The sequence below is a fragment of the Enterobacter sp. PGRG2 genome, assembly GCF_030291195.1.
Lineage (GTDB): Bacteria > Pseudomonadota > Gammaproteobacteria > Enterobacterales > Enterobacteriaceae > Enterobacter_D.
Genome location: NZ_CP127837.1, coordinates 927043 through 948324 on the forward strand (window position 1 = coordinate 927043; position 21282 = coordinate 948324).

General features: G+C 57.2%; 20 protein-coding genes. 13 read left to right on the forward strand and 7 right to left on the reverse strand.

Going from position 1 to position 21282, the window contains the following annotated elements:
* The 5 genes from QRD42_RS03925 to QRD42_RS03945 all read left to right on the forward strand — a co-directional run bounded on the left by QRD42_RS03925 (window position 1) and on the right by QRD42_RS03945 (window position 5352).
* Entirely contained in the window at window positions 1-426 is a 426-nt protein-coding gene (locus QRD42_RS03925) for a DoxX family protein (protein WP_072571296.1), read from the forward strand.
* A complete protein-coding gene (locus QRD42_RS03930; protein WP_321988224.1) occupies window positions 413-2038 on the forward strand; it encodes an MFS transporter in 1626 nt (541 codons plus the stop codon). The genes QRD42_RS03925 and QRD42_RS03930 overlap by 14 nt, the downstream gene beginning before the upstream one ends.
* A gap of 41 nt (window positions 2039-2079) precedes the next feature.
* Window positions 2080-2901: an alpha/beta fold hydrolase gene (locus QRD42_RS03935; protein ID WP_072571126.1), complete on the forward strand. Its 822-nt coding sequence runs from the start codon at window positions 2080-2082 to the stop codon at window positions 2899-2901.
* Between the two features lie 127 nt (window positions 2902-3028).
* Window positions 3029-3454, forward strand: coding sequence for a CopD family protein (locus QRD42_RS03940; protein WP_072571125.1), 426 nt, complete (start codon window positions 3029-3031; stop codon window positions 3452-3454).
* Window positions 3455-3702: 248 nt separating this feature from the next.
* Window positions 3703-5352, forward strand: coding sequence for an alpha,alpha-trehalase (locus tag QRD42_RS03945; protein ID WP_321988225.1), 1650 nt, complete (start codon window positions 3703-3705; stop codon window positions 5350-5352).
* Between the two features lie 39 nt (window positions 5353-5391).
* Here QRD42_RS03945 and QRD42_RS03950 read toward each other — a convergent pair whose 3' ends face one another.
* Window positions 5392-6993 carry an STY4199 family HEPN domain-containing protein gene (locus QRD42_RS03950; protein ID WP_321988226.1) on the reverse strand — a complete coding sequence of 534 codons (1602 nt, stop codon included), beginning with the start codon at window positions 6991-6993 and terminating at the stop codon, window positions 5392-5394.
* Window positions 6994-7134: 141 nt separating this feature from the next.
* On the opposite strand from QRD42_RS03950, the gene QRD42_RS03955 reads away from it, so the two are divergent.
* Window positions 7135-7662 (forward strand): GNAT family N-acetyltransferase, encoded by a 528-nt coding sequence (locus QRD42_RS03955; protein WP_321988227.1) that lies wholly within the window; start codon window positions 7135-7137, stop codon window positions 7660-7662.
* A gap of 79 nt (window positions 7663-7741) precedes the next feature.
* Window positions 7742-8140 carry a YgiW/YdeI family stress tolerance OB fold protein gene (locus QRD42_RS03960; RefSeq protein WP_072571121.1) on the forward strand — a complete coding sequence of 133 codons (399 nt, stop codon included), beginning with the start codon at window positions 7742-7744 and terminating at the stop codon, window positions 8138-8140.
* Window positions 8141-8175: 35 nt separating this feature from the next.
* Here QRD42_RS03960 and QRD42_RS03965 read toward each other — a convergent pair whose 3' ends face one another.
* A complete protein-coding gene (locus QRD42_RS03965) occupies window positions 8176-8934 on the reverse strand; it encodes an SDR family NAD(P)-dependent oxidoreductase (RefSeq protein WP_321988228.1) in 759 nt (252 codons plus the stop codon).
* A gap of 119 nt (window positions 8935-9053) precedes the next feature.
* Between QRD42_RS03965 and QRD42_RS03970 the strand changes: the two genes are divergently transcribed.
* From QRD42_RS03970 to QRD42_RS03980, 3 genes are all read left to right on the forward strand, one after another.
* The gene (locus QRD42_RS03970; protein WP_318373444.1) at window positions 9054-9956 is read left to right on the forward strand and encodes a LysR family transcriptional regulator; all 903 of its coding nucleotides are present in this window, start codon (window positions 9054-9056) and stop codon (window positions 9954-9956) included.
* A 51-nt stretch (window positions 9957-10007) separates the two neighbouring features.
* Window positions 10008-11042, forward strand: a complete 1035-nt coding sequence (gene yhjD, locus QRD42_RS03975) for an inner membrane protein YhjD (protein ID WP_072571118.1) — start codon at window positions 10008-10010, stop codon at window positions 11040-11042.
* Window positions 11043-11315: 273 nt separating this feature from the next.
* Complete coding sequence (locus QRD42_RS03980; protein WP_318362589.1) at window positions 11316-12638, forward strand: MFS transporter; 1323 nt, start codon at window positions 11316-11318, stop codon at window positions 12636-12638.
* Window positions 12639-12677: 39 nt separating this feature from the next.
* Here QRD42_RS03980 and metE read toward each other — a convergent pair whose 3' ends face one another.
* A complete protein-coding gene (gene metE / locus QRD42_RS03985; RefSeq protein WP_321988229.1) occupies window positions 12678-14939 on the reverse strand; it encodes a 5-methyltetrahydropteroyltriglutamate--homocysteine S-methyltransferase in 2262 nt (753 codons plus the stop codon).
* A gap of 237 nt (window positions 14940-15176) precedes the next feature.
* On the opposite strand from metE, the gene metR reads away from it, so the two are divergent.
* Window positions 15177-16130 (forward strand): HTH-type transcriptional regulator MetR, encoded by a 954-nt coding sequence (gene metR / locus QRD42_RS03990; protein WP_072571115.1) that lies wholly within the window; start codon window positions 15177-15179, stop codon window positions 16128-16130.
* Here metR and QRD42_RS03995 read toward each other — a convergent pair.
* The 3 genes from QRD42_RS03995 to pldB all read right to left on the reverse strand — a co-directional run bounded on the left by QRD42_RS03995 (window position 16018) and on the right by pldB (window position 18823).
* Entirely contained in the window at window positions 16018-16917 is a 900-nt protein-coding gene (locus tag QRD42_RS03995; protein ID WP_072571114.1) for a carboxylate/amino acid/amine transporter, read from the reverse strand. The two genes, metR and QRD42_RS03995, sit on opposite strands and share 113 nt — an antisense overlap.
* Before the next feature lie 71 nt (window positions 16918-16988).
* Window positions 16989-17789 carry a sugar/pyridoxal phosphate phosphatase YigL gene (gene yigL / locus QRD42_RS04000; protein ID WP_072571113.1) on the reverse strand — a complete coding sequence of 267 codons (801 nt, stop codon included), beginning with the start codon at window positions 17787-17789 and terminating at the stop codon, window positions 16989-16991.
* Between the two features lie 8 nt (window positions 17790-17797).
* Entirely contained in the window at window positions 17798-18823 is a 1026-nt protein-coding gene (gene pldB, locus QRD42_RS04005; protein WP_318373440.1) for a lysophospholipase L2, read from the reverse strand.
* A 109-nt stretch (window positions 18824-18932) separates the two neighbouring features.
* Between pldB and rhtB the strand changes: the two genes are divergently transcribed.
* Together rhtB and QRD42_RS04015 are read left to right on the forward strand one after the other, a co-directional pair.
* Entirely contained in the window at window positions 18933-19553 is a 621-nt protein-coding gene (rhtB, locus tag QRD42_RS04010) for a homoserine/homoserine lactone efflux protein (protein WP_072571111.1), read from the forward strand.
* Window positions 19554-19635: 82 nt separating this feature from the next.
* Window positions 19636-20616 (forward strand): Rpn family recombination-promoting nuclease/putative transposase, encoded by a 981-nt coding sequence (locus tag QRD42_RS04015; protein WP_321988230.1) that lies wholly within the window; start codon window positions 19636-19638, stop codon window positions 20614-20616.
* Between the two features lie 38 nt (window positions 20617-20654).
* Here QRD42_RS04015 and rhtC read toward each other — a convergent pair whose 3' ends face one another.
* Window positions 20655-21275 (reverse strand): threonine export protein RhtC, encoded by a 621-nt coding sequence (gene rhtC / locus QRD42_RS04020; protein ID WP_321988231.1) that lies wholly within the window; start codon window positions 21273-21275, stop codon window positions 20655-20657.
* Between the last annotated feature and the right edge of the window lie 7 nt (window positions 21276-21282).

The following is a 21282-nucleotide window of genomic DNA, read 5'->3' on the forward strand; positions in this document are numbered from 1 at the left end:
ATGAAAAATTCACTGAACGTTAATCCGCCCCGTATTGATATGGGGCTACTCTTCCTGCGTCTGGCGGGCAGCCTGTTGCTGCTGTATGTACATGGCTTACCGAAGATTTTTCACTTCAGCGAGGAACTGACCCGTATCGAAGATCCCTTCGGCATGGGGCCGTACATGAGCCTGATCCCGGCGATTATCGCCGAGGTGATCTGCCCGCTGTTTATCATTGCCGGTGTGTTTACCCGCCTCGCCTGCCTGCCGATCATTGGCGTGCTGCTGGTGGCGATGCTGGTGGTGCATGCGGACTGGTCAATTGCCGAAGGGCAGTTCGGCTGGCTGCTGCTGATCATCTTCGGCACCCTGGCGCTGACCGGCCCCGGCCGCTGGCGCATGGCGTCAGGCGGCATTACGGAGGTGTCCCGTGGCGCAGGTTAATGACATCCACGATATGCCCAAAGCGGATCTGCCGCCGGTCACGGCGGCGGTTTCCCCGTGGCAGCCGCTGCGCCAGCGCGTGTTCCGCATGCTGTGGATCGCCACCGTGGTGTCGAACGTCGGCTCATGGATGAACGATGTCGGCATCAACTGGACCATGCTGACGCTGAGCGCCGATCCGCTCTCCGTCGCCATGGTGCAGGCCGCCAGCAGCCTGCCGATGTTCCTCTTTGCCCTGCCATCAGGGGTGATGGCGGATATCGTCGACCGCCGTAAATACCTGCTGTTCTCGCAAATCTGGGTGTTTATCGCCGCCGCAGGCCTGACGTTTATGTCATGGGCGGATATGGTCACGCCGGGCGTCCTGCTGATCGCCGCCTTCCTGCTCAGTACCGGGGCGGCCATGAGCTCGCCGCCGTTCCAGGCCATAGTGCCGGATCTGGTGAAAAAAGCGGAGCTGGGGCCGGCCATTGCGCTCAATTCGCTGGGGATCAATATCAGCCGCGCCATCGGCCCGGCGCTCGGCGGCCTGGTGCTCTCCTTTGCGGGGCCGTGGATGGTGTTCCTGCTGAACGCCCTGTCGGTGCTCGGCGTCTTCTGGGTACTGTATGTGTGGAAGGCGCAGCCGAATGTGCAGCGTCTGCCGCCGGAGCACTTCTTCCCGGCGGTGCGGGCGGGGGTGCGCTATGTGCATGCCGCGCCGGTGCTGCGTAACGTATTAGTGCGCACCGTCGCCTTCTTTGTTTTCGGCAGCGCGGGCTGGGCATTACTGCCGCTGGTGGCGCGTCGGGAACTGGGTCTGGGGCCGGGCGGTTACGGCATTATGCTCGGCTGCATCGGCGTGGGCGCGGTATGCGGCGCGCTGCTGCTGCCACGCATGCGCAAACGCTTCAACCCGGACCAATTGATGGTGCTGGCGAGCGTGATGTTTGCCGTGACGATGCTGGCGCTGGCCTTTGTCCGCCACTTCTGGCTGCTGAACGCCTTTGAATTCTTTACCGGTTTCGCGTGGATTGCCGTGCTGTCGACGCTCAATCTGGGGGCGCAACGCAGCGCCGCCAAATGGGTGAAAGCCCGCGCGCTGGCGGTCTATCTGACGGTATTTTTCGGTTCGATGACCGCAGGCAGCGCCCTCTGGGGACAGCTCGCCTCGCAGTTCAGTATTCCGTTTTCCCTCTGTGTGGCGACGGCGGGCATGTTGCTTGCCAGCGCCACCGTGCTGCGCTGGCGGCTGGATCAGGATCCGGATCTGAATCTCGATCTGAGCGCCATTAACGAAGCCGCGCCGGAGCTGGAAATTCGCCACGATCGCGGCCCGGTCATGGTGAGCTATCACTACCTGGTCAGCCCGCAAAGCGCCCATGATTTTGTGGTGTGTATGCAGGATATGCGTCGCGTCAGGCGACGCGGCGGCGCGCTGAACTGGGCGATTTACGAAGACATCCTGCAACCGGGCATTTTCGTGGAAACCTTTGTCGTCGGATCCTGGATGGAGCATTTGCGTCAGCGGGAGCGCTACACCATGAACGACAAGAAAATTCAGAATCGGGTGCTAGGATTCCATCAGGGGTCCGATCTTCCGGAAGTTCGTTATCTTATCGCGCCAGAATAAGGCTCGACTTGTTAAATGCAAATTAATCAACGAGGTAAAGCATGAGCACATTTAAGACGCAGGATGGTACGCAGATCTATTTCAAAGACTGGGGCACGGGTAAGCCGGTACTGTTCAGCCACGGCTGGCCGCTGGATGGCGATATGTGGGATAGCCAGCTCAATTTCCTCGCCGAGAACGGCTACCGGGTTATCGCCTTTGACCGTCGTGGCTTTGGCCGCTCCGATCAGCCGTGGAATGGCTACAACTACGACACCTTCGCGTCAGACATTAACGATCTGATCACCCATCTGGATCTGCAACAGGTGACGCTGGTGGGCTTCTCCATGGGCGGCGGCGACGTGACGCGCTACATCAACAACTACGGCACGTCGCGCGTGGCGGGTCTGGTGCTGCTGGGCGCAGTGACCCCGATCTTCGGTAAAACCGCGGATTATCCGGCGGGCGTCGATATGTCCGTCTTCGAAGGTATCCGTCAGGGTCTGCGTAAAGATCGCGCGCAGTTCATCAGCGATTTCGCCACGCCGTTCTATGGCACCAATGCCGGGCAGACCGTCTCCGAAGGCGTACTGACCCAGACGCTGAACATTGCGCTGCTGGCCTCGCTGAAAGGCACCATTGACTGCGTAACCGCTTTCTCAGAAACCGACTTCCGCCCGGATATGGCGAAAATTGACGTGCCGACGCTGGTGATCCACGGCAGCAATGACCAGGTGGTACCGTTTGAAAGCACCGGTAAAGTGGCGGCGGAAATGATCGTCGGCGCTAAACTGAAGGTTTACGACAACGCGCCGCACGGTTTTGCCGTCACCCATACCGACGAGCTGAATGCCGATCTGCTGGCCTTTTTACAGACGCTGTAACGGACGTTTAACACCGCCCCCTGAAGACCGGCCATCGTGCCGGTTTTTTTTATAAGAACATACTCAACTTTAATCCATTTAGAGAGTACGCTTATCCGCACGCACGCTTATTTTCTAAGGATTAAACATGGCTCACCAGTGGTTAAACGTCATTCATCTGATTACAGGGATGGTCTGGCTCGGCGGTTTATTGATGATGGCGGTGGTGGTCGTGGCCTGTGGCGCGGGCAATACCAGCAACTATATTTCGCTGCTCGCCCAGGTTCGCCGCTGGAGCCGCAGCGTGACGTCTCCTGCGATGCTGATCCTCTGGGCCTGCGGGCTGGCGATGATTGTCAGTCATGGCGGCGGCTTGCCCCTCTGGCTGATCCTTAAAATTGTCGTGCTGGTGGTGCTCTCCGGTCTGCATGGCATGCTCTCTGCCACCCTGCGACGTCTGGCGGAAGGACAAAATAAGCCTTTGCGCCCGTTTATTCGTTATACGCCATGGATCGTCGTGCTGGCGACGGCGCTGATTGTTCTGTTTGTTAAAGTGGGGCATGTCATCGGCTAATTGCCGGAAAACATTCATATCGTGTTGCAAAGCGATTGCTCTGAATTGTGGGGGCAGTCGCCGTTCGTGCATTCGGGAAATCAGTAGTGCAAACAGCGATTTATTATTTTCCCGCGCCAGACGAGGCGTGAAGAAATGTGATCTACCGCACAGTATGCAACTCAACGGGTAAAAAGACTGTCTACGCTTATAAGTAGCCGGGCAACACCCGTATCTTTTTACGACGCCATCCGGAGGTCAGCATCACTATGTTCAACCAGAAACTCAAACCAGATGAATCCGTTGAATTCGTGATCGAAGAAAAAACCAGCTTTGACACCGATCCGTACGAGCTCAAGCTTGCGGAAATGCTTGAGGCGGAACCGGAACCGGAAATGATCGAAGGCTACCCCGCCTCCGATGCGCTGACGCCTGCCGATCGCTATCTGGAACTGTTTGAACACGTGCAGTCCACCCGACTGTTTGCCGACAGCAAAACTTTTCCCGACTGTGCGCCGAAAATGGATCCCCTTGATATTCTGATCCGTTATCGCCGTATCAAACGTCGCCCTGATTTTGATCTGCAAAAGTTCGTCATGGCGCATTTCTGGTTGCCGGAACAGTACGGCAGCGAATATGTCTCCGATCCCCAAAACTCGCTCAAAGAGCACATCGACCAGCTCTGGCCAATACTGACCCGCGAGCCGCAGGATCACATCCCCTGGTCATCGCTGCTGGCGCTGCCGCAGGCCTATATCGTGCCGGGCGGCCGCTTTAGCGAAACCTATTACTGGGACTCCTATTTCACCATGCTCGGCCTCGCCGAGAGTGGGCGTAACGACCTGCTGAAATGCATGGCGGACAATTTTGCGTGGATGATCGAACGTTACGGTCATATCCCGAACGGTAACCGGACTTACTACCTCAGCCGTTCCCAGCCGCCGGTCTTTGCGCTGATGGTGGAACTGTTTGAGGAAGACGGCGTGCGCGGCGCGCGTCGCTATCTGGAACATCTGCTGATGGAGTACAGCTTCTGGATGGACGGCGCGGAATCGCTGGTGCCAAACCAGGCGTACCGTTCTGCGGTGCGTATGCCGGACGGATCGCTGCTCAACCGTTACTGGGATGACCGTGATACGCCGCGCGATGAATCCTGGCTGGAGGACGTGGAAACTGCCCGTCATTCCGGGCGTCCGGCCAGCGAAGTGTACCGCGATCTGCGCGCAGGCGCGGCGTCCGGCTGGGATTATTCTTCCCGCTGGCTGCGCGATGCGACCCGTCTCGCCAGTATCCGCACCACACAATTTATTCCTATCGATTTGAACGCTTTCCTGTTCAAACTGGAAAGCACCATTGCCAATATTTCCGGCGTGAAAGGCGACCGGGAAGGCGAAGCGATGTTCCGTCAGCGGGCGAGCGATCGTCGTGCGGCGGTCAATCGCTATCTGTGGGACGACGAGAAAGGCTGTTACCGCGATTACGACTGGCGACGCGGCGAAATGGCGCTGTTTTCCGCCGCCAGCCTGGTTCCGCTCTATGTCGGTATGGCAACGCATGAACAGGCCGACCGGCTGGCCGTGGCAGTACGTGAACGTCTGCTGACGCCAGGCGGCGTGATGGCGACTGAATATGAGACCGGGGAGCAGTGGGACAAACCGAACGGTTGGGCTCCGCTGCAATGGATGGCGATCCAGGGCTTTAAACTTTACGGTAATGATGCGCTGGGAGATGAGATCGCCCACAGCTGGCTGGAGACGGTAAATCTGTTCTACCAGCGTCACCATAAGCTGATTGAAAAGTACCATATCGCAGGCGGTACCCCGCGCGAAGGGGGCGGCGGTGAATATCCGTTGCAGGACGGCTTTGGCTGGACGAACGGCGTGGTACGGCGTCTGATTGGTCTGTACGGCGAACCCTGATCGCTACCCGGCAGCGACGCGCTGCCGGGCATACAGCGGTTAGTCAATCACCTCATAAATCGATGTCTGGATCGCCAGCCATTTTTTGGTGCGGGCATCCGGCTCTGCCAGAGCTCTGCGCTTCGCCTGATCCATTTCATATTGCTGACGCTTCACCACCGCAGGCGTCGTACAGAATGCCCGCAGATAAGCTTTGCGCATTGAGGTGAGCTTTTCGCCGGTGACCATGGCATGGCTCAGGGTGCTGATAAAGCGTCGGCAGGGTTTCAGTTCTACCATTTGCAGGCGATAGCGCAGCAGCAGTTCCAGTACATCATCGTGACCTGCTGACATCGCCTCTTCCGTCCACGACAGCTTCCAGTCCATACCACCCTGCAAGAACAGCTGCACCACCCGCGAATCGTTACGGTTAATGGCCGCACGCAGATTATTTTCGTCCCAGGTAATGCCCATACGGGTCAGATTCTCCCGCGACGAGGGTTTTTCGCGTAGCGGCTCGCTCTGCTCCTGCTGCACTTCTGTCTGGGCGGCCTGCGCAGTTTGTGGGGGATTGCCACCACCACTGAACAACCACAGCCCGCCGCCCATGATGCCGAGCACCATCACGCCTACTGCGCCCCACAGCACTCCCGATACCAGCTGTTCCCGCTGCTCCGGGGTGCGTGGCGCGCGCTGCCCTGGTCGTTCAATACTGTCACGAACCTCAAAAATATCACCGCCGGTAGCGCGCGCTTTTTTACGCGCCCGCTCCCAGAAAGATTGCAGCTCACCCGCGTCTGCCGCCAGTAACAGATCCGGGCTGATGCGGGTGCGCCCTTCTCTGAAGGCGTGCTGCACGGAACTGGTGATCTGCGGGTAATAGCTGTCCAGTAAACGCAGCTGCGCCGGGGAAAGCAAATCCTGGGAGATCAGGGTATTGCGGATCTGCCGGATGTCATCCAGAAAGACCTGAAGCGTTTTGCGTGGCTCGGCAAACAGCATCAGCGTATGCGGATCGTTAAACAGTGCCGAGTAGCGCTGGGTAAACTCTTTTTTATCCACCAGCATCAGCGCCAGCTCGCTGAATAACATGCCGCTTAACACGTCGTTACGCTCGCCCAGCTTCAGCCAGCGCCGCACGCGATCGACGCCGAACTGCGTTTTCAGATGGTTACTGAGCTGGATACTGTCGGGCCAGGCTTCGTAGATTAGCGCTTTGATCATCAGCTCAATCGCCCGTAACTGCGCCAGCGCCTGCTGCTGTTGCTGCGTCTCATCCTGCACAGTGATTTCGGTGCTGTAGGTGAGCTGCGGCTGTTTTTCACGCAGCAGTTCAAGGGAGGTCATAAAGCGCAGCGCCGTGATCAGCTGGTTTTCACTGACCTCCTGCCCGCTTTCATACTGCGGCACCCGCTGCTGCAGATGGCGCAACAACAGGGTGAACTGCGACAGTTCCGCATCGTTCAGCCGCAGCCGGTGAGCCACCGCCGCCCAGCCGCCAAGATTCGCCCGGGCGGCGTCCAGCTGTTCCAGAAACCAGCGTGGATCTTTGCCCTCGGTCACATCAATATCAAGCAGTGATAAAATTTCGGTGGAGGCCTGACGAATGATGCCGATACAGTGTTCAAACTGTTCGCGAATGCCAGACGTTGAATTGCGCATCTTTATTTTCCTTTAAGTGCAACCAGCCGACGTTAATTTTGTGGGCGTTTTTCTTTATTTTTTCTTTTTTTCCAGCCACTTATACGATAGACCAGTTATACAGGAATATCAGTGACGGCTGCACAGATATGGACGCGAAATATGCTTGAGCTGACTACGGAACGCCTCTGGTGCCGACAGATCCAGTCAACGGACTGGCCGTTTTTCCTCGCGCTGTATGAAGATGCGCAGATCATGCGTTTCGTCTCTGACCCGCGTCCGCAGGAGGAGATCCACGCGGCATTCGAGAGCCGCCTGCCGCCGTGGACGCCGGGCAGCGCGCACTGGCTCTGTCTGATGGTATTTGAGCGTGCCACGGGGCAGCCGCTGGGCGTTACCGGTTACGTGCACCATGAAGCGGACTGCGCTGAAGTGGGCTTCCTGTTTGTACCGCAGGCGCAAGGTAAAGGCTTTGGCGGCGAATCCCTGCGGGCAGTGTGCGACTATGCTTTTCAACAGGGCGGCATTCGTCGGCTTATCGCCACGGTCACTGCCGGGAATACGCCATCAAAGGGATTACTGGAAAAAACGGGGTTCATACTGGAAGGTGAACTACGCGAAGCGTTCTGGCTGAATGGGCAGTGGCAAAATGACTGGCTTTTCGGTTTGCTGCGCCATGAATACCGCTGATCCAGACGATTCGCCCTTCATAATGCTGATCCTTATGCCAGGCTTAACAGGATAGCGAGGCAAAATTTAAGGAGTCAGCATGAGAAAAATGATTGTAGCCGCCACGGTAGCGGCGTTATTTGCCCTTCCGGCGCTTGCCGACGATAAGCCCGGCCTGAATACGGATGAAGCGCCGCGACCGGCGCACAAGCTCAATGACGGCTACCGCGGCGCTGAAGAAGCCCACTCAATGACCGTCGACCATGTTACAGAGATGCACGACGATGCCTCTGTGACCCTGCGCGGTAACCTGATCGCGAAAAAAGGTAACGATATTTATACCTTCCGCGATAAAACCGGCCAGATAGACGCTTATATTCCCATGGCGGTATTTACAGAAAGAGAAGTCAGCCCGGATCAGCTGATCAGTATTTCCGGTTCGCTGGACAAGCAGCAAACCCCGCCGCGGATAAAAGTTTCACGTCTGCAAAAAGAATAACCGAACGGGGGCGCTGCCCCCGTTTGTTTTGACACTTACAAAAACATCCCGCCCGATACTTCAATACGCTGCGCGTTCATCCAGCGAAGTTCGTCGCTGAGCAGCGCGGCGATGGCGTCGCCAATATCATCCGGCAGTCCGACGCGGCCCAGCGCGGTTTGCGAGGCGACAAACCGGTTCATCTGCGCGTCATCCCGCACTCGTCCCCCGCCAAAGTCCGTTTCAATCGCCCCCGGCGCAATAATGTTTGCGGTGATACTGCGTGCACCCAGCTCTTTCGCCTGATAACGGGTCAGCACTTCCATCGCGCCCTTCATGGCGGCGTAAGTGCTGGATCCTGGCAGAGCAAAGCGCGCCAGTCCGGAGGAGACGTTCAGGATGCGTCCGCCGTCCTTCATCAGCGGCAGCAGGCGCTGGGTCAGGAAAAAGGGCCCTTTAAGATGAATATTCATCATCTCATCAAACTGCGCTTCGCTGGTATCCGCATAGGGGGCGTACAGTCCCACACCGGCGTTGTTTAATAAATAGTCGAAGTTGTCACGTTGCCAGACATCTTTCAGCTGTTGCCGCACCTGTTCAGCAAATCCGGCGAACTGGCTGACATCACTGACATCCAGCTGCAAGGCAACAGCCTTCGCGCCCGCGCGCTCAATTTCCCCGACCACCGCCGCGGCAGCCTGTGCATTGCTGTGATACGTCAGGATCAAATCCGTTCCCTTTGCTGCCAGCTTCAGCGCAGCGTTTTTACCGAGGCCACGGCTGCCGCCGGTCACTATTGCGATAGGTTGTGTCATAAGAAACCTCATTTCAGGGGGTGTGGTGATTGAGAAGCAGCTTATTAGGTGATAGAAAATCAATAAAGATGTCCCGGTACGCTTCACTGTTTCACTTACAACAACAATAGGGCGCGGTGATGGATAAAGTTTACGCAATGCAGTTGTTCATTCGGGTGGCCGAACTGGAAAGTTTTACCCGTGCGGCGGAGTCGCTGGGTCTGCCAAAAGGTAGCGTATCGCGCCAGATACAGGCGCTGGAGAACCATCTGGGCACGCAGTTGCTGCATCGCACGACTCGCCGCGTACAGCTCACCCAGGACGGAATGGTCTATTACGAACGGGCTAAGGATTTACTTATTAACCTCGATGAACTCGATGGTTTATTTTTGCACGATCCTTCCACCCTCAGCGGACGACTGCGCGTGGATATGCCGGTCGCGGTGGCTAAAAACCTGGTCATTCCGCGCCTGCCCGCCTTTGTACAGCAGTATCCCGGCCTTGAAATTGAACTGAGCAGCAGCGACCGGCTGGTGGATGTGATCCGCGAAGGCTTCGACTGCGTGGTACGCGTCGGCACGCTGAAAGATTCAGGGTTGATTGCCCGTCCGCTGGGCAAACTGTCGGTGATCAACTGCGCCAGCCCTGATTACCTCGCGCGATTTGGCTACCCTGAAACCCTGGAGGATCTGAGCGGCCATGCGGTGGTGCACTATGCGGTTAACCTCGGTACGCGCCCGCAGGGCTTTGAGGTATATCGCGACAATGCCACGCAGTGGATCAAAACCGGCGGCATCCTGACGGTCAACAGTACCGAGACGTACCACGCCGCCTGCCTTGCGGGGCTGGGCATTATTCAGGCGCCGCGCATTGGCGTGCGGGAGGCGCTGCGCAGCCGCAAACTGGTGGAAATCCTGCCGCAGTATCGCGCGCAGCCGATGCCGGTATCGCTGATTTATCCGCATCGCCGCAACTTGTCGCGCCGGGTGCATCTGTTCATGGAATGGCTGACTGACGTGATGAAAGCTTACGTTGACCAATGACCGTCTATAATTTCTGTTACATCACGCTAACAACGAAGGAACACAGCTCTGATGACAGCGGAAAATAGCGAGAAACGACCGACTCAGGACCTGGACTACGAGCCGGTAAAAAAAATGGACACCACGGATAAGCCGGAACCGGAGCCTGAAAAAAAAGGTGAAGGCGGCGGTGCCATCGAAACGGTGAAGGAGACCGCGGAAAAGATCCAGCGGCGCCCGATGGTGGCGCACCTGATCCGCGCCACCGAACGCTTTAATGACCGCATGGGCAATCAGTTTGGCGCTGCTATCACCTACTTTTCGTTCCTGTCGATGATCCCCATTCTGATGGTGTCGTTCGCGGCAGCGGGCTTTGTGCTGGTGTCGAACCCGACGCTGCTGCAGGATATTTTTAATAAGATCCTCACCAACGTCAGCGATCCGACGCTGGCTTCCACGCTGAAAAATACCATCAACATTGCCGTGCAACAGCGTACAACGGTAGGCCTGGTGGGGTTGGGGGTGGCGCTCTACTCCGGTGTTAACTGGATGGGCAACCTGCGCGAAGCGATCCGCGCCCAGTCGCGCGACGTCTGGGAGCGTAACGCCCAGGACGATGAAAAGTTCTGGGTGAAATATCTGCGCGATTTTGTCTCGCTGATTGGCCTGCTGGTGGCGCTGATCATTACGCTTTCCATCACGTCCATTTCCGGCGCAGCGCAGGAGATGATCATTTCGGCGCTCTATCTGGATTCTATCGAGTGGCTGAAACCGGCCTGGCGGCTGATTGGTCTGGCGATTTCCATCTGCGCCAACTATCTGCTGTTCTTCTGGATCTTCTGGCGACTGCCGCGCCACAGACCGCGTAAACGGGCGCTGATGCGCGGGACGCTTATTGCCGCCATTGGCTTTGAAGTGATTAAAATCATCATGACCTATACCCTGCCTTCACTGGTGCAGTCGCCGTCCGGCGCGGCCTTTGGTTCGGTGCTCGGCATCATGGCGTTCTTCTACTTCTTCGCCCGTCTGACGCTGTTCTGCGCCGCCTGGATCGCCACGGCAGAATACAAAGACGACCCGCGAATGCCGGGAAGAAAACACCGCTAAACATATTATCGGGCTGAATAAAAAAGCAAAATTTCAGCCCGATTCATCATTTCAGCATTATAATCCAGTCCGTAACTTTTATTTAACCGAAAACCAGTTTTATATGCTGATATTAAAAAACTGTGAAGCATTTCATGGAAGCCAAATCACAGGCACGAAAATTATTCACTTTTTGCGCAATTAATCACCGCCTCGCCGATTTGTAACAGATTGAAATGTCGCTTTTGCTGTGCGTAATATGGCCGTCCGTTCGCCATAAAATAAGAAATATCTATGCAAGCTACAGCCACAACCCTCGACAATGAGCAGGAAAGCCCGCCGGTAAACTCACGCAATAAGGTCGTTGTTGCCTCCCTGATTGGCACCGCCATCGAGTTTTTCGATTTTTATATTTATGCCACCGCGGCGGTGATCGTCTTTCCACATATCTTCTTCCCGCAGGGCGATCCGACGGCGGCCACGCTACAGTCGCTGGCCACTTTCGCTATCGCCTTTATCGCCCGTCCGATTGGCTCGGCGGTGTTTGGTCACTTTGGCGATCGCGTGGGACGTAAAACCACGCTGGTGGCGTCACTGCTGACGATGGGGATTTCCACGGTGCTGATCGGCCTGCTGCCGGGCTATGAAACCATCGGCATTTTCGCGCCGCTGCTGCTGGCGCTGGCGCGTTTTGGTCAGGGCCTGGGCCTTGGCGGTGAGTGGGGTGGCGCGGCGTTGCTGGCGACAGAAAATGCGCCGCCGCGTAAACGCGCCCTGTACGGCTCCTTCCCGCAGCTCGGCGCGCCCATTGGCTTCTTCTTTGCCAATGGCACCTTCCTGCTGCTCTCCTGGCTGCTGACCGACGAGCAGTTCATGAGCTGGGGCTGGCGCGTACCCTTCATTTTCTCTGCCGTGCTGGTGCTCATCGGTCTGTACGTGCGCGTATCGCTGCATGAGTCGCCGGTGTTTGCCAAAGTCGCCGCGGCGAAAAAACAGGTGAAGATCCCGCTGGGTACGCTGCTGACGAAACATCTGCGCGTCACCATTCTCGGCACCTTCATCATGCTGGCGACCTATACGCTGTTTTACATCATGACGGTCTACTCAATGACCTACAGCACCACGCCTGCGCCTGTGGGACTGGGGATGCCGCGTAATGAAGTGCTGTGGATGCTGATGCTGGCGGTAATTGGTTTTGGCGTAATGGTGCCGGTAGCCGGTCTGCTGGCTGACGCTTATGGTCGCCGTAAATCAATGATTGCCATTACCTCGATGATCATTATTTTTGCGCTCTTTGCCTTCCCACCGCTGCTGGGTTCCGGAAGCCAGGCGCTGGTGATGGTCTATCTGCTGGTGGGTCTGAGCCTGATGGGGCTGACGTTTGGCCCGATGGGGGCGCTGCTGCCGGAGCTGTTCCCGACGGAAGTACGTTATACCGGCGCGTCGTTCTCCTATAACGTATCGTCGATTCTGGGTGCGTCTGTGGCCCCGTATATCGCCGCCTGGCTGACCGCCAATTATGGCCTGTTCTATGTCGGCATCTATCTTGCCGCGATGGCCGGTCTGACGTTAATCGCGCTGATCCTTACGCACGAAACGAAAGATCAGTCGCTGTAATAAATTTGCCCCTCTCCTGTTCAGGAGAGGGGAATATACTCACGCCGTGCGCAGGTTCTGCGCTGCTTTCACCATGTTCGCCAGTGCGCTGCGGGTCTCCGGCCAGCCGCGGGTTTTCAGGCCGCAGTCCGGGTTCACCCATAAACGCTCCGCCGGTACACGCTGCGCCGCTTTTTTCAGCAGCGCTTCGATCCACTCCACGCTCGGCACGTTCGGCGAGTGAATGTCATACACGCCCGGCCCGATTTCGTTCGGGTACTCGAACTCTTCAAAGGACTCCAGCAGCTCCATGTCAGAACGCGAGGTTTCGATGGTGATCACGTCGGCGTCCAGCGCGGCAATGGAATCCATGATGTCGTTAAACTCGCAGTAACACATGTGGGTGTGGATCTGCGTGTCATCGCGTACCACGGCGGCGTTGATCCGAAAGGCTTCGACGCCCCATGCCAGATAGTCAGCCCAGTCACTGCGGCGCAGCGGTAAGCCTTCGCGCAGGGCCGGTTCGTCAATCTGAATGATGCCGATACCCGCCGCTTCCAGATCCGCCACTTCATCACGCAGCGCCAGGGCGATCTGTTTAGCGATGGTTTCACGGCTGACGTCTTCACGCGGGAAGGACCAGCAGAGAATGGTCACCGGGCCGGTCAGCATGCCTTTTACCGGCTTGTCAGTCAGCGACTGGGCGTACTTCGCCCACTCCACGGTGATGGCTTCCGGGCGGCTGACGTCGCCAATCACCACCGGCGGTTTTACGCAGCGGGAGCCGTAGCTCTGCACCCAGCCGTTTTGCGTGAATACGAAACCGTCGAGGTGTTCGCCAAAGTATTCCACCATGTCGTTACGCTCGGCTTCGCCGTGCACCAGCACATCCAGCCCTAAGCGTTCCTGTTCGGCAATTGCCTGTTTGATATGTCCGGCGATGCCGGTGCGGTAATTGCCCGCGTCCAAACGTCCCTGTTTGAAATCCAGACGCAGGCCGCGGATCTCGGTGGTCTGCGGGAAGGAGCCGATGGTGGTTGTCGGCCACGCCGGCAGGTTGAAGCGTTCACGCTGGGCTTTTGCGCGTTCTGCATAAGCACTCTGGCGCTGGCTGTCCTGCGGGGTGATGGCCGCCAGACGCTGCTCCACGGCGGGGTTATGTACCCGCGCTGAACTGCGACGCGCCTGGATCGGGGCGCTCCATTCTGTCAGTTTTACCGTATCGCCGCTGTTCAGCGCATCGCGCAGCAGCGCCAGTTCTTCACATTTTTGCAGCGCAAAGGCGAACCAGCTTTTAACTTCCGCATCAAGGCGGGTTTCCACCGAGAGATCGATCGGGCTGTGCAGCAGCGAACAGGATGATGCCACCCACAGATCGCGTTTACCGACAATCGGCTGGATCTGTGTGTATTTCTCCGTCAGATCGGCACGCCAGACGTTACGGCCATTAATTAAACCGGCGGACAGCAGCCAGTCGGACGGCAGACGGCGATGCAGTTCGTTGACGTCATCCTTGCCGTGAACCAGATCCACATGCAGCCCCTGCACAGGCAGCGCGGTGATGGTGTCGAGGTTAGGCGTCACGCCTTCAAAATAGGTGGTCAGCAGCAGTTTGACCTGTCCGGTGAGCGCATCGTAGGCCGGTTTAAAGGCGTCCAGCCACGCCTGCGGCAGCTCCAGCACCAGCGCCGGTTCGTCAATCTGCACCCACTCAACGCCGCGTTTCGCCAGCTCACACAGCACCTGCTGATAGACCGGCAGAATATCGTCCAGCAGGCTCAGACGATCAAACTGCTCGCCTTTCACTTTGCCGAGCCACAGGTACGTCACCGGCCCCAGCAGCACAGGTTTGACGTTATGGCCCAATGCCAGCGCTTCATCCACCTCTTCCAGCAGCTGCGTCCAGGTGAGTTTGAACTGCTGGCCTTTAGTGAATTCCGGCACCATGTAGTGATAGTTGGTGTTAAACCATTTGGTCATTTCTGCGGCTGCCGCCGGTTCGCCGGTCGGCGCGCGGCCACGACCAATGCGAAACAGGGTGTCGATGTCGACGGATCCATCATTGTTCTGATGACGAGCCGGCACGTTGCCGAGCAGCAGGCTGGTGGTCAGAACATGGTCGTACCAGGCGAAATCGCCCACCGGCAGCAGATCAATGCCCGCCTGTTTTTGTTGATCCCAGTGGCGGGCGCGCAGTTCGCGCCCCACCGCCAGTAATTCTTCACGACTGGTATTACCCGCCCAGTAGCTTTCTTGCGCTTTTTTCAGCTCGCGACGCAGGCCAACGCGAGGGAAACCGAGGGTGTGGTTGCGAATTGTCATAATTTCTTCCTCTAATGAAATATAAATCCTGTGGATTTTGAATTTAGGGAAGGCGGCAAGTTTGCTCATCCCCGGGAGCTTACATCAGTAAGTGACCGGGGTGAGTGAACGCAGCCAACGCACCATAAATTTAAAAGACATTGGATTTTTAGCCGTCCAGATGTTTACACATCCATAATTGGCAGTTACTGTATATTCCTCAAGCGCAAATTGTTCATGCCGGAGTGAAGGACTTTCATGATCGAGATTAAACATCTGAAAACGCTACAGGCGTTACGGAACAGCGGATCGCTGGCGGCGGCGGCAGCCACGCTGCATCAGACGCAATCCGCCCTCTCCCACCAGTTCAGCGATCTGGAGCAGCGCCTTGGCTTTCGGTTATTTGTGCGTAAGAGTCAGCCGCTGCGCTTTACGCCGCAGGGCGAGATCCTGTTACAGCTGGCGAATCAGGTACTGCCGCAAATCAGCCGGGCGCTTCAGGACTGCAACGAGCCGCAGCAAACGACGCTGCGCATTGCCATTGAATGCCACAGCTGCATTCAGTGGCTGACCCCGGCGCTGGAAAATTTCCGCGCGAAATGGCCGCAGGTGGAGATGGATTTCAAATCCGGCGTGACCTTCGATCCCCAGCCCGCGCTGCAACAGGGGGAACTGGACGTGGTGCTGACCTCCGATATTCTGCCGCGCAGCGGTCTGCACTATTCACCGATGTTTGATTTTGAAGTGCGGCTGGTGCTGGCCCCGGATCATCCGCTGGCGGCAAAAGCGCGTATTACGCCGGAAGATTTAGCCTGCGAAACGCTGCTGATTTATCCGGTGCAGCGCAGTCGGCTGGATATCTGGCGGCATTTTCTGCAACCGGCAGGCATCACCCCGGCGCTGAAAAGCGTCGATAACACGCTGCTGCTGATCCAGATGGTGGCGGCAAAAATGGGCATCGCGGCGCTGCCGCACTGGGTGGTGGAGAGTTTTGAGCGCCAGGGCCTGATCGTGACCAAAACCCTGGGCGAGGGACTGTGGAGCCGGCTGTACGCCGCCGTGCGCGATGGCGAGCAGCGTCAGCCGGTAACGGAAGCCTTTATTCGCTCAGCGCGGAACCATGCCTGCGATCATCTTCCTTTTGTGCGGAGCGCGGAGCGACCCACCGGCGATGCACCCACAGCGAAGCCACTATCACCGACCCACCAATAATAAAGCTGGGCCAGTGCGGCTGCTGATGCCAGATCGCCAGGTTAACCAGCAGACCGGCGGGCACATGCATATTGTTCATGATGCCCAGCGTGCCCGCATCCACCTGCGTGGCACCGTAGTTCCACATGAAGTAGCCAATGCCGGAGGCTGCGACGCCAAGAAACACCAGAATGCCCCATTGCAGCGTGGTTTCCGGTAATTTCTGCGCGTTGCCCATCATAAACCAGGCGATCGCCGCCACCACGAACGCGCCCATATAGAACCAGGCAAAGGCGTTATGCTGCGGCATCGGACGGGTTTCCATCAGGCGTTTATAGCCCACCATTCCCAGCGCAAAGCTGATGTTTGACAGCTGCACCAGCAGCAGGCCCATCCAGAAGTGATCGGTGACCTGATCGTAACGGATAATCCCTGCGCCAATCACCGCCAGCAGGGCGCTAAATGCATAGCCCCAGCGCAGGCGGCGCTTGCTCATCAGATCATAAATCAGGGTGATGTACAGCGGCGTGAGCACGGTGAACAGCAGCAGTTCCGAAACCGTCAGGTACAGATAAGCATGGAAGCTCAGCATATACATGATGCCGAGCTGCATGGCGCCCACCAGCATATAGAGCGCAATGGTTTTCAGATCGTGCCCGCGGGTGCGCAGAAAAGGTAAAAAGACCAGCGCCGCGAGGCCGACGCGCACCAGCACGGCGAAATAGCTGTCAACGTGACCGGCAAGGTATTCGCCAAACAGGCTGAAGGAAAACGCCCACAGAACAGTGGTGATGATCAGTAACGCCACAATGAATGTCTCTTTGATTAATGAGCACTCATTGTAGCGGACTTCATGGTTGACAACTGATTGCTATTTAATCAATCGAGAAACAACTTGCGCAGGTAATTGGGCACAGCGTTGTCGGCGTTGGTGCCGATCACTTCCAGCTCCGGATGCAGATCTTTCAGGCGCTGGTGGGCGTTAGCCATAATGCAGCCTTTACCGGCCATTGAGAGCATTTCCGCATCGTTCATGCCGTCGCCAAAGGCGATGCAATCCGCTAAGCCATAGCCCATCGCTTTGGATACCGCTTCCAGCGCGTGGCCTTTCGAGACGCCGCCCGCCATCACTTCCAGACAGGTGAGCGTGGAAAAACTCACGTTCACGCGATCGCCCCAGCGGGCGTTGATCGCCTGCTCCAGCGGCAGCAGCTTTTCGTGGCTTTCGCAGCTGAAGAAAATTTTGCTGACGTTGTCCGCGTCCAGCAAGCCAGGCTCAAAGAGGGAATAGCTGAAAACTGCCTCTTTGAAAAAGCGCATTTCATCGGGACGATGACGGTTGATAAACCATTCGTCGTCACGGTAGACGTTGGTGAGAATATCCGGATTCGCATGCACCACGCCAAACAGGTCGCTGGCAATATCGCGATCCAGGTTATGAGTGAAGACCAGATTGCCATCGGTATCATGCACACGCGCACCGTTGGAGGTGATCATATAGGCTTTGATGCCGAGATTATCGCGGATCTGGCCCACGTCGACGTGGTGACGGCCAGTGGCGAAGACAAAGTTAACGCCCCGCGCGGTCAGCAGTTTTAACGTCTCTTTCGCATAAGGAGAAAGGGTATGGTCGGGCGAGAGCAGCGTGCCATCTAAATCAGACGCAACAACCTGATACATAAGAAAATTCAACCTCTGGACAAAGCGGGAGACCCGCCGGGTGAGTTATGCCTGTCGAAAAAATCGACGATGGCGTTAAGCGCGACTGAGCGCATAGCGTCCTTTTCAAAAAGGATCTCATGGTAAGCGCCATTAATGACCAGCGGTTTGCCTCCTTCACAGGGATGGCCCGCTGCGGCGCGAATTTCACAATAACGATCGTGCATGCGGTTATCCACTACCCGCTCTTCTTCTGCCTGGATAAGCAGCATGGGCGTGGCGTCGTTGGCGGCGCCTTCCAGCACCATCTCGCCCGCGCGTATTCCTTCCCGTACCCAGTGATTCGTTGGCCCGCCGACGCGTAACTGCGGATCGTCAGCATAAAAGCGCAAATTGCGCCGGTAGCGTTCCCGGCTGTGGGTCAGCACGTTGAGGCTGTAGGGCAGCGGCTGCCAGCGTCCGGTGCCGATGGCATAGCTTTCGCGCATACGCGGGTTGCCTTCGGCCCAGTCAAGAATGTGTCGCACCATCCAGTCCGGCAGACGGATAACAATGCCAAACATCGGCGCGGTCAGGGCGATGGCATCACAGGCCTGCGGCGTGCGTTGCAGAAACAGCGTGGAGATCGCGCCGCCCATGGAATGCCCCAGAATGTAGCGTTTGCGCCACGGGCCTGGCGTCACTTCCTGCGCCCAGAAAGCCGCCAGATCGTCGACGTAATCATCAAAATTATCGACGTGACCGCGATGGCTGTCGGAAAGCAGACGCCCGGAGCGCCCCTGCCCGCGGTGATCGATGATCAATACGTCAAAACCGAGATGAAACAGATCGTACGCCACTTCGGCATACTTCACGTAGCTTTCGATGCGTCCGGGGCAGACGACAATCACCCGATCGTGGCCGGGCGCACGAAAGCGCACAAAGCGGATCGGGATATTATCGACGCCGATGATTTCGGCTTCCTCGCGCTGACGCCAGAAATCGGTCAGCGGTCCGTGAGTGAAGGCCGCAAACGCGTTTTCTCTTGTTTCCCAGTCCATTTTCTGCCGAAACATTGGGTCTGAACCCCCGACTGCCGTGTATTATCGTTTTTTCAGGCCGCGCTACACCGTACCCAAACACCAGGGTATTGTGGCATAAAAAATGTCATCCAGGGAGTTTCACATGACCTTCGAATGGTGGTTCGCTTACCTCATCACGTCAATTATCCTCAGCCTGTCGCCGGGCTCCGGGGCGATCAACACCATGACTACCGCCATGACGCACGGCTATCGCGGCGCTGCGGCGTCGATCAGCGGCCTGCAGACCGGGCTTGCCATTCATATCGTGCTGGTGGGTATTGGCCTGGGCACGCTGTTCTCCCGTTCGGTGATGGCCTTTGAAGTGCTGAAGTGGGCGGGCGCGGCCTATCTGGTATGGCTGGGTATTCAGCAGTGGCGCGCGGCGGGGGCACTGGATCTCAATACGCTGGCGAGCACCCAGTCGCGCGGGCATCTGTTCCGCCGGGCGGTGTTTGTGAACCTTACCAACCCCAAAAGCATTGTGTTTCTTGCCGCGCTCTTCCCGCAGTTTATCGTGCCGCATCAGCCGCAAATCATGCAGTACGTGGTGCTCGGCACCACCACCATCGTGGTGGATATTATTGTGATGATTGGTTACGCCACGCTGGCGACGCGGATTGCGTCATGGATTAAGGGCCCGCGCCAGATGAAAGCGCTCAACCGGATCTTTGGATCGCTGTTTGTGCTGGTCGGCGCGCTGCTGGCTTCCACCCGTCATGCGTAAGTAAATCGGGAAAGCGGCTCGCAAATTTTGTTTTGTCGCAGTGCCAGAATGCCGCCACTGATGTCACCACGGACGGCATAACATGGCGCGAGCTGCGACACCCCATGATTCGGTATTCAAAACTTTCCTCTCCCGCGTGGAAACCGCGCGGGATTTTATTGACATTCACCTGCCGCCAGACCTGAGAACGCTCTGCGATCTGGATACGCTGCGCCTGGAATCCGGCAGTTTTGTCGAAGACGATTTGCATCCCTACTACAGCGATATTCTTTATTCGCTAAAGACGACCAGTGGCGATGGCTATATCTATGTGCTTATCGAGCACCAAAGCTCGCCCGATAAACATATGGCATTCCGGCTGATGCGCTACGCGGTGGCCGCCATGCAGCGCCACCTGGAGGCCGGGCATTCCACTCTGCCACTGGTGATCCCGGTGCTTTTCTATCAGGGGCGGCGCAGCCCCTGGCCCTGGAGCCTGAACTGGCTGGACGACTTTCAACAGCCGCAGTTGGCCCGGCAGCTCTACAGCAGCCCGTTCCCGCTGGTGGACATTACGATGATCCCCGATGAGGAAATCATGCAACATCGCAGCATGGCGGCGCTGACCCTGATCCAGAAGCATATCCGCCAGCGTGATATAGCCCTGCTGCTGGACAGACTCGCCAGCCTGCTGCGGGAAAAGCACATGAGCGGACAACAAATTGCGGTACTGATAAAATATATGATTCAGGCAGGAGAAACGCATGACGTGAAAACGTTATTGTATGAACTGGCGCGCCGCGTGCCACAACAAGGAGACAAGCTGATGACAATCGCTGAACAGTTAAAAATGATGGGGCGGACAGAAGGACTCCTGCAAGGGATACAAGAGGGAATACAGGAAGGAATACGGGAAGGACTACAACAAGGGATACRGGAAGGACTACARMAAGGGATCCTCGAAGGTCAACGCGCTGCTCGACAGGAGATTGCGCGACAGATGCTGCAAAAGGGCTTCGACAAAGACGCGATTATGGATATGACCGGCCTGACGCAGGACGAGTTGCAGCACCTTTGCCACTAAAAATCACCCACCCGTCTTTTATGCCGGGTGGGGAAAAGTTAGCGGGAAATGATCAGATGAATGCCGAAGCCCGCGAACAGCACGCCGGCAACGCCATCGATCCATTTCGCCATCCGCTGATAACCGCGACGCATCGACGGCAGCGCGAACAGGCTCGCCACGACGGTGAACCAGGCGAAGGTTTCCAGCGAGATCAGTACGAAAATGCCCCAGCGTTCCGCGGAGCCGACGTTATCGCCGACAAATAGCGAGAACACCGAACCGAAGTAAATAATCGCCTTGGGATTCGCCAGATTAGTCAGCAGACCTTTCAGGAAACTACGTCCGCTGGTCGCCAGTTCCACCTGCGGCGTCGGTGCGCTGCTGTCCTGCTTTTTCAGCGCCCCGCGCAACAACTGGTAACCCATCCAGCACAGATACAGCCCGCCGCCGACCATAATAATGTTATGCAGCCACGCCATTTTTTCGAGGATCAGGTGCAGGCCAAGCAGCGCCACGCCCGCCCAGACCATCACGCCCGTGGTGATGCCCAGCACGCCCATCATGGCTTCTTTACGTGAACGGCTAACGGCAGTCTGTGAAACAAAAAAGAAATCCGGCCCCGGGCTCATCAGTGCAACGATATGCACCAGCGCCACGGTCAAAAACAGCATTAACATAACTCGC

Excerpts from the sequence above, each read along its gene's own strand:
- rhtB (WP_072571111.1), top strand. The coding sequence starts at position 18,933 with ATGACCTTCGAATGGTGGTTCGCTTACCTCATCACGTCAATTATCCTC.
- yigL (WP_072571113.1), bottom strand. The coding sequence starts at position 17,789 with ATGTATCAGGTTGTTGCGTCTGATTTAGATGGCACGCTGCTCTCGCCC.
- metE (WP_321988229.1), bottom strand. The coding sequence starts at position 14,939 with ATGACAATTCGCAACCACACCCTCGGTTTCCCTCGCGTTGGCCTGCGT.
- QRD42_RS03945 (WP_321988225.1), top strand. The coding sequence starts at position 3,703 with ATGTTCAACCAGAAACTCAAACCAGATGAATCCGTTGAATTCGTGATC.
- QRD42_RS03970 (WP_318373444.1), top strand. The coding sequence starts at position 9,054 with ATGGATAAAGTTTACGCAATGCAGTTGTTCATTCGGGTGGCCGAACTG.
- QRD42_RS03925 (WP_072571296.1), top strand. The coding sequence starts at position 1 with ATGAAAAATTCACTGAACGTTAATCCGCCCCGTATTGATATGGGGCTA.
- rhtC (WP_321988231.1), bottom strand. The coding sequence starts at position 21,275 with ATGTTAATGCTGTTTTTGACCGTGGCGCTGGTGCATATCGTTGCACTG.
- QRD42_RS03940 (WP_072571125.1), top strand. The coding sequence starts at position 3,029 with ATGGCTCACCAGTGGTTAAACGTCATTCATCTGATTACAGGGATGGTC.
- pldB (WP_318373440.1), bottom strand. The coding sequence starts at position 18,823 with ATGTTTCGGCAGAAAATGGACTGGGAAACAAGAGAAAACGCGTTTGCG.
- metR (WP_072571115.1), top strand. The coding sequence starts at position 15,177 with ATGATCGAGATTAAACATCTGAAAACGCTACAGGCGTTACGGAACAGC.
- QRD42_RS03955 (WP_321988227.1), top strand. The coding sequence starts at position 7,135 with ATGCTTGAGCTGACTACGGAACGCCTCTGGTGCCGACAGATCCAGTCA.
- QRD42_RS03980 (WP_318362589.1), top strand. The coding sequence starts at position 11,316 with ATGCAAGCTACAGCCACAACCCTCGACAATGAGCAGGAAAGCCCGCCG.
- QRD42_RS03960 (WP_072571121.1), top strand. The coding sequence starts at position 7,742 with ATGAGAAAAATGATTGTAGCCGCCACGGTAGCGGCGTTATTTGCCCTT.
- QRD42_RS03965 (WP_321988228.1), bottom strand. The coding sequence starts at position 8,934 with ATGACACAACCTATCGCAATAGTGACCGGCGGCAGCCGTGGCCTCGGT.
- QRD42_RS03950 (WP_321988226.1), bottom strand. The coding sequence starts at position 6,993 with ATGCGCAATTCAACGTCTGGCATTCGCGAACAGTTTGAACACTGTATC.
- QRD42_RS03935 (WP_072571126.1), top strand. The coding sequence starts at position 2,080 with ATGAGCACATTTAAGACGCAGGATGGTACGCAGATCTATTTCAAAGAC.
- yhjD (WP_072571118.1), top strand. The coding sequence starts at position 10,008 with ATGACAGCGGAAAATAGCGAGAAACGACCGACTCAGGACCTGGACTAC.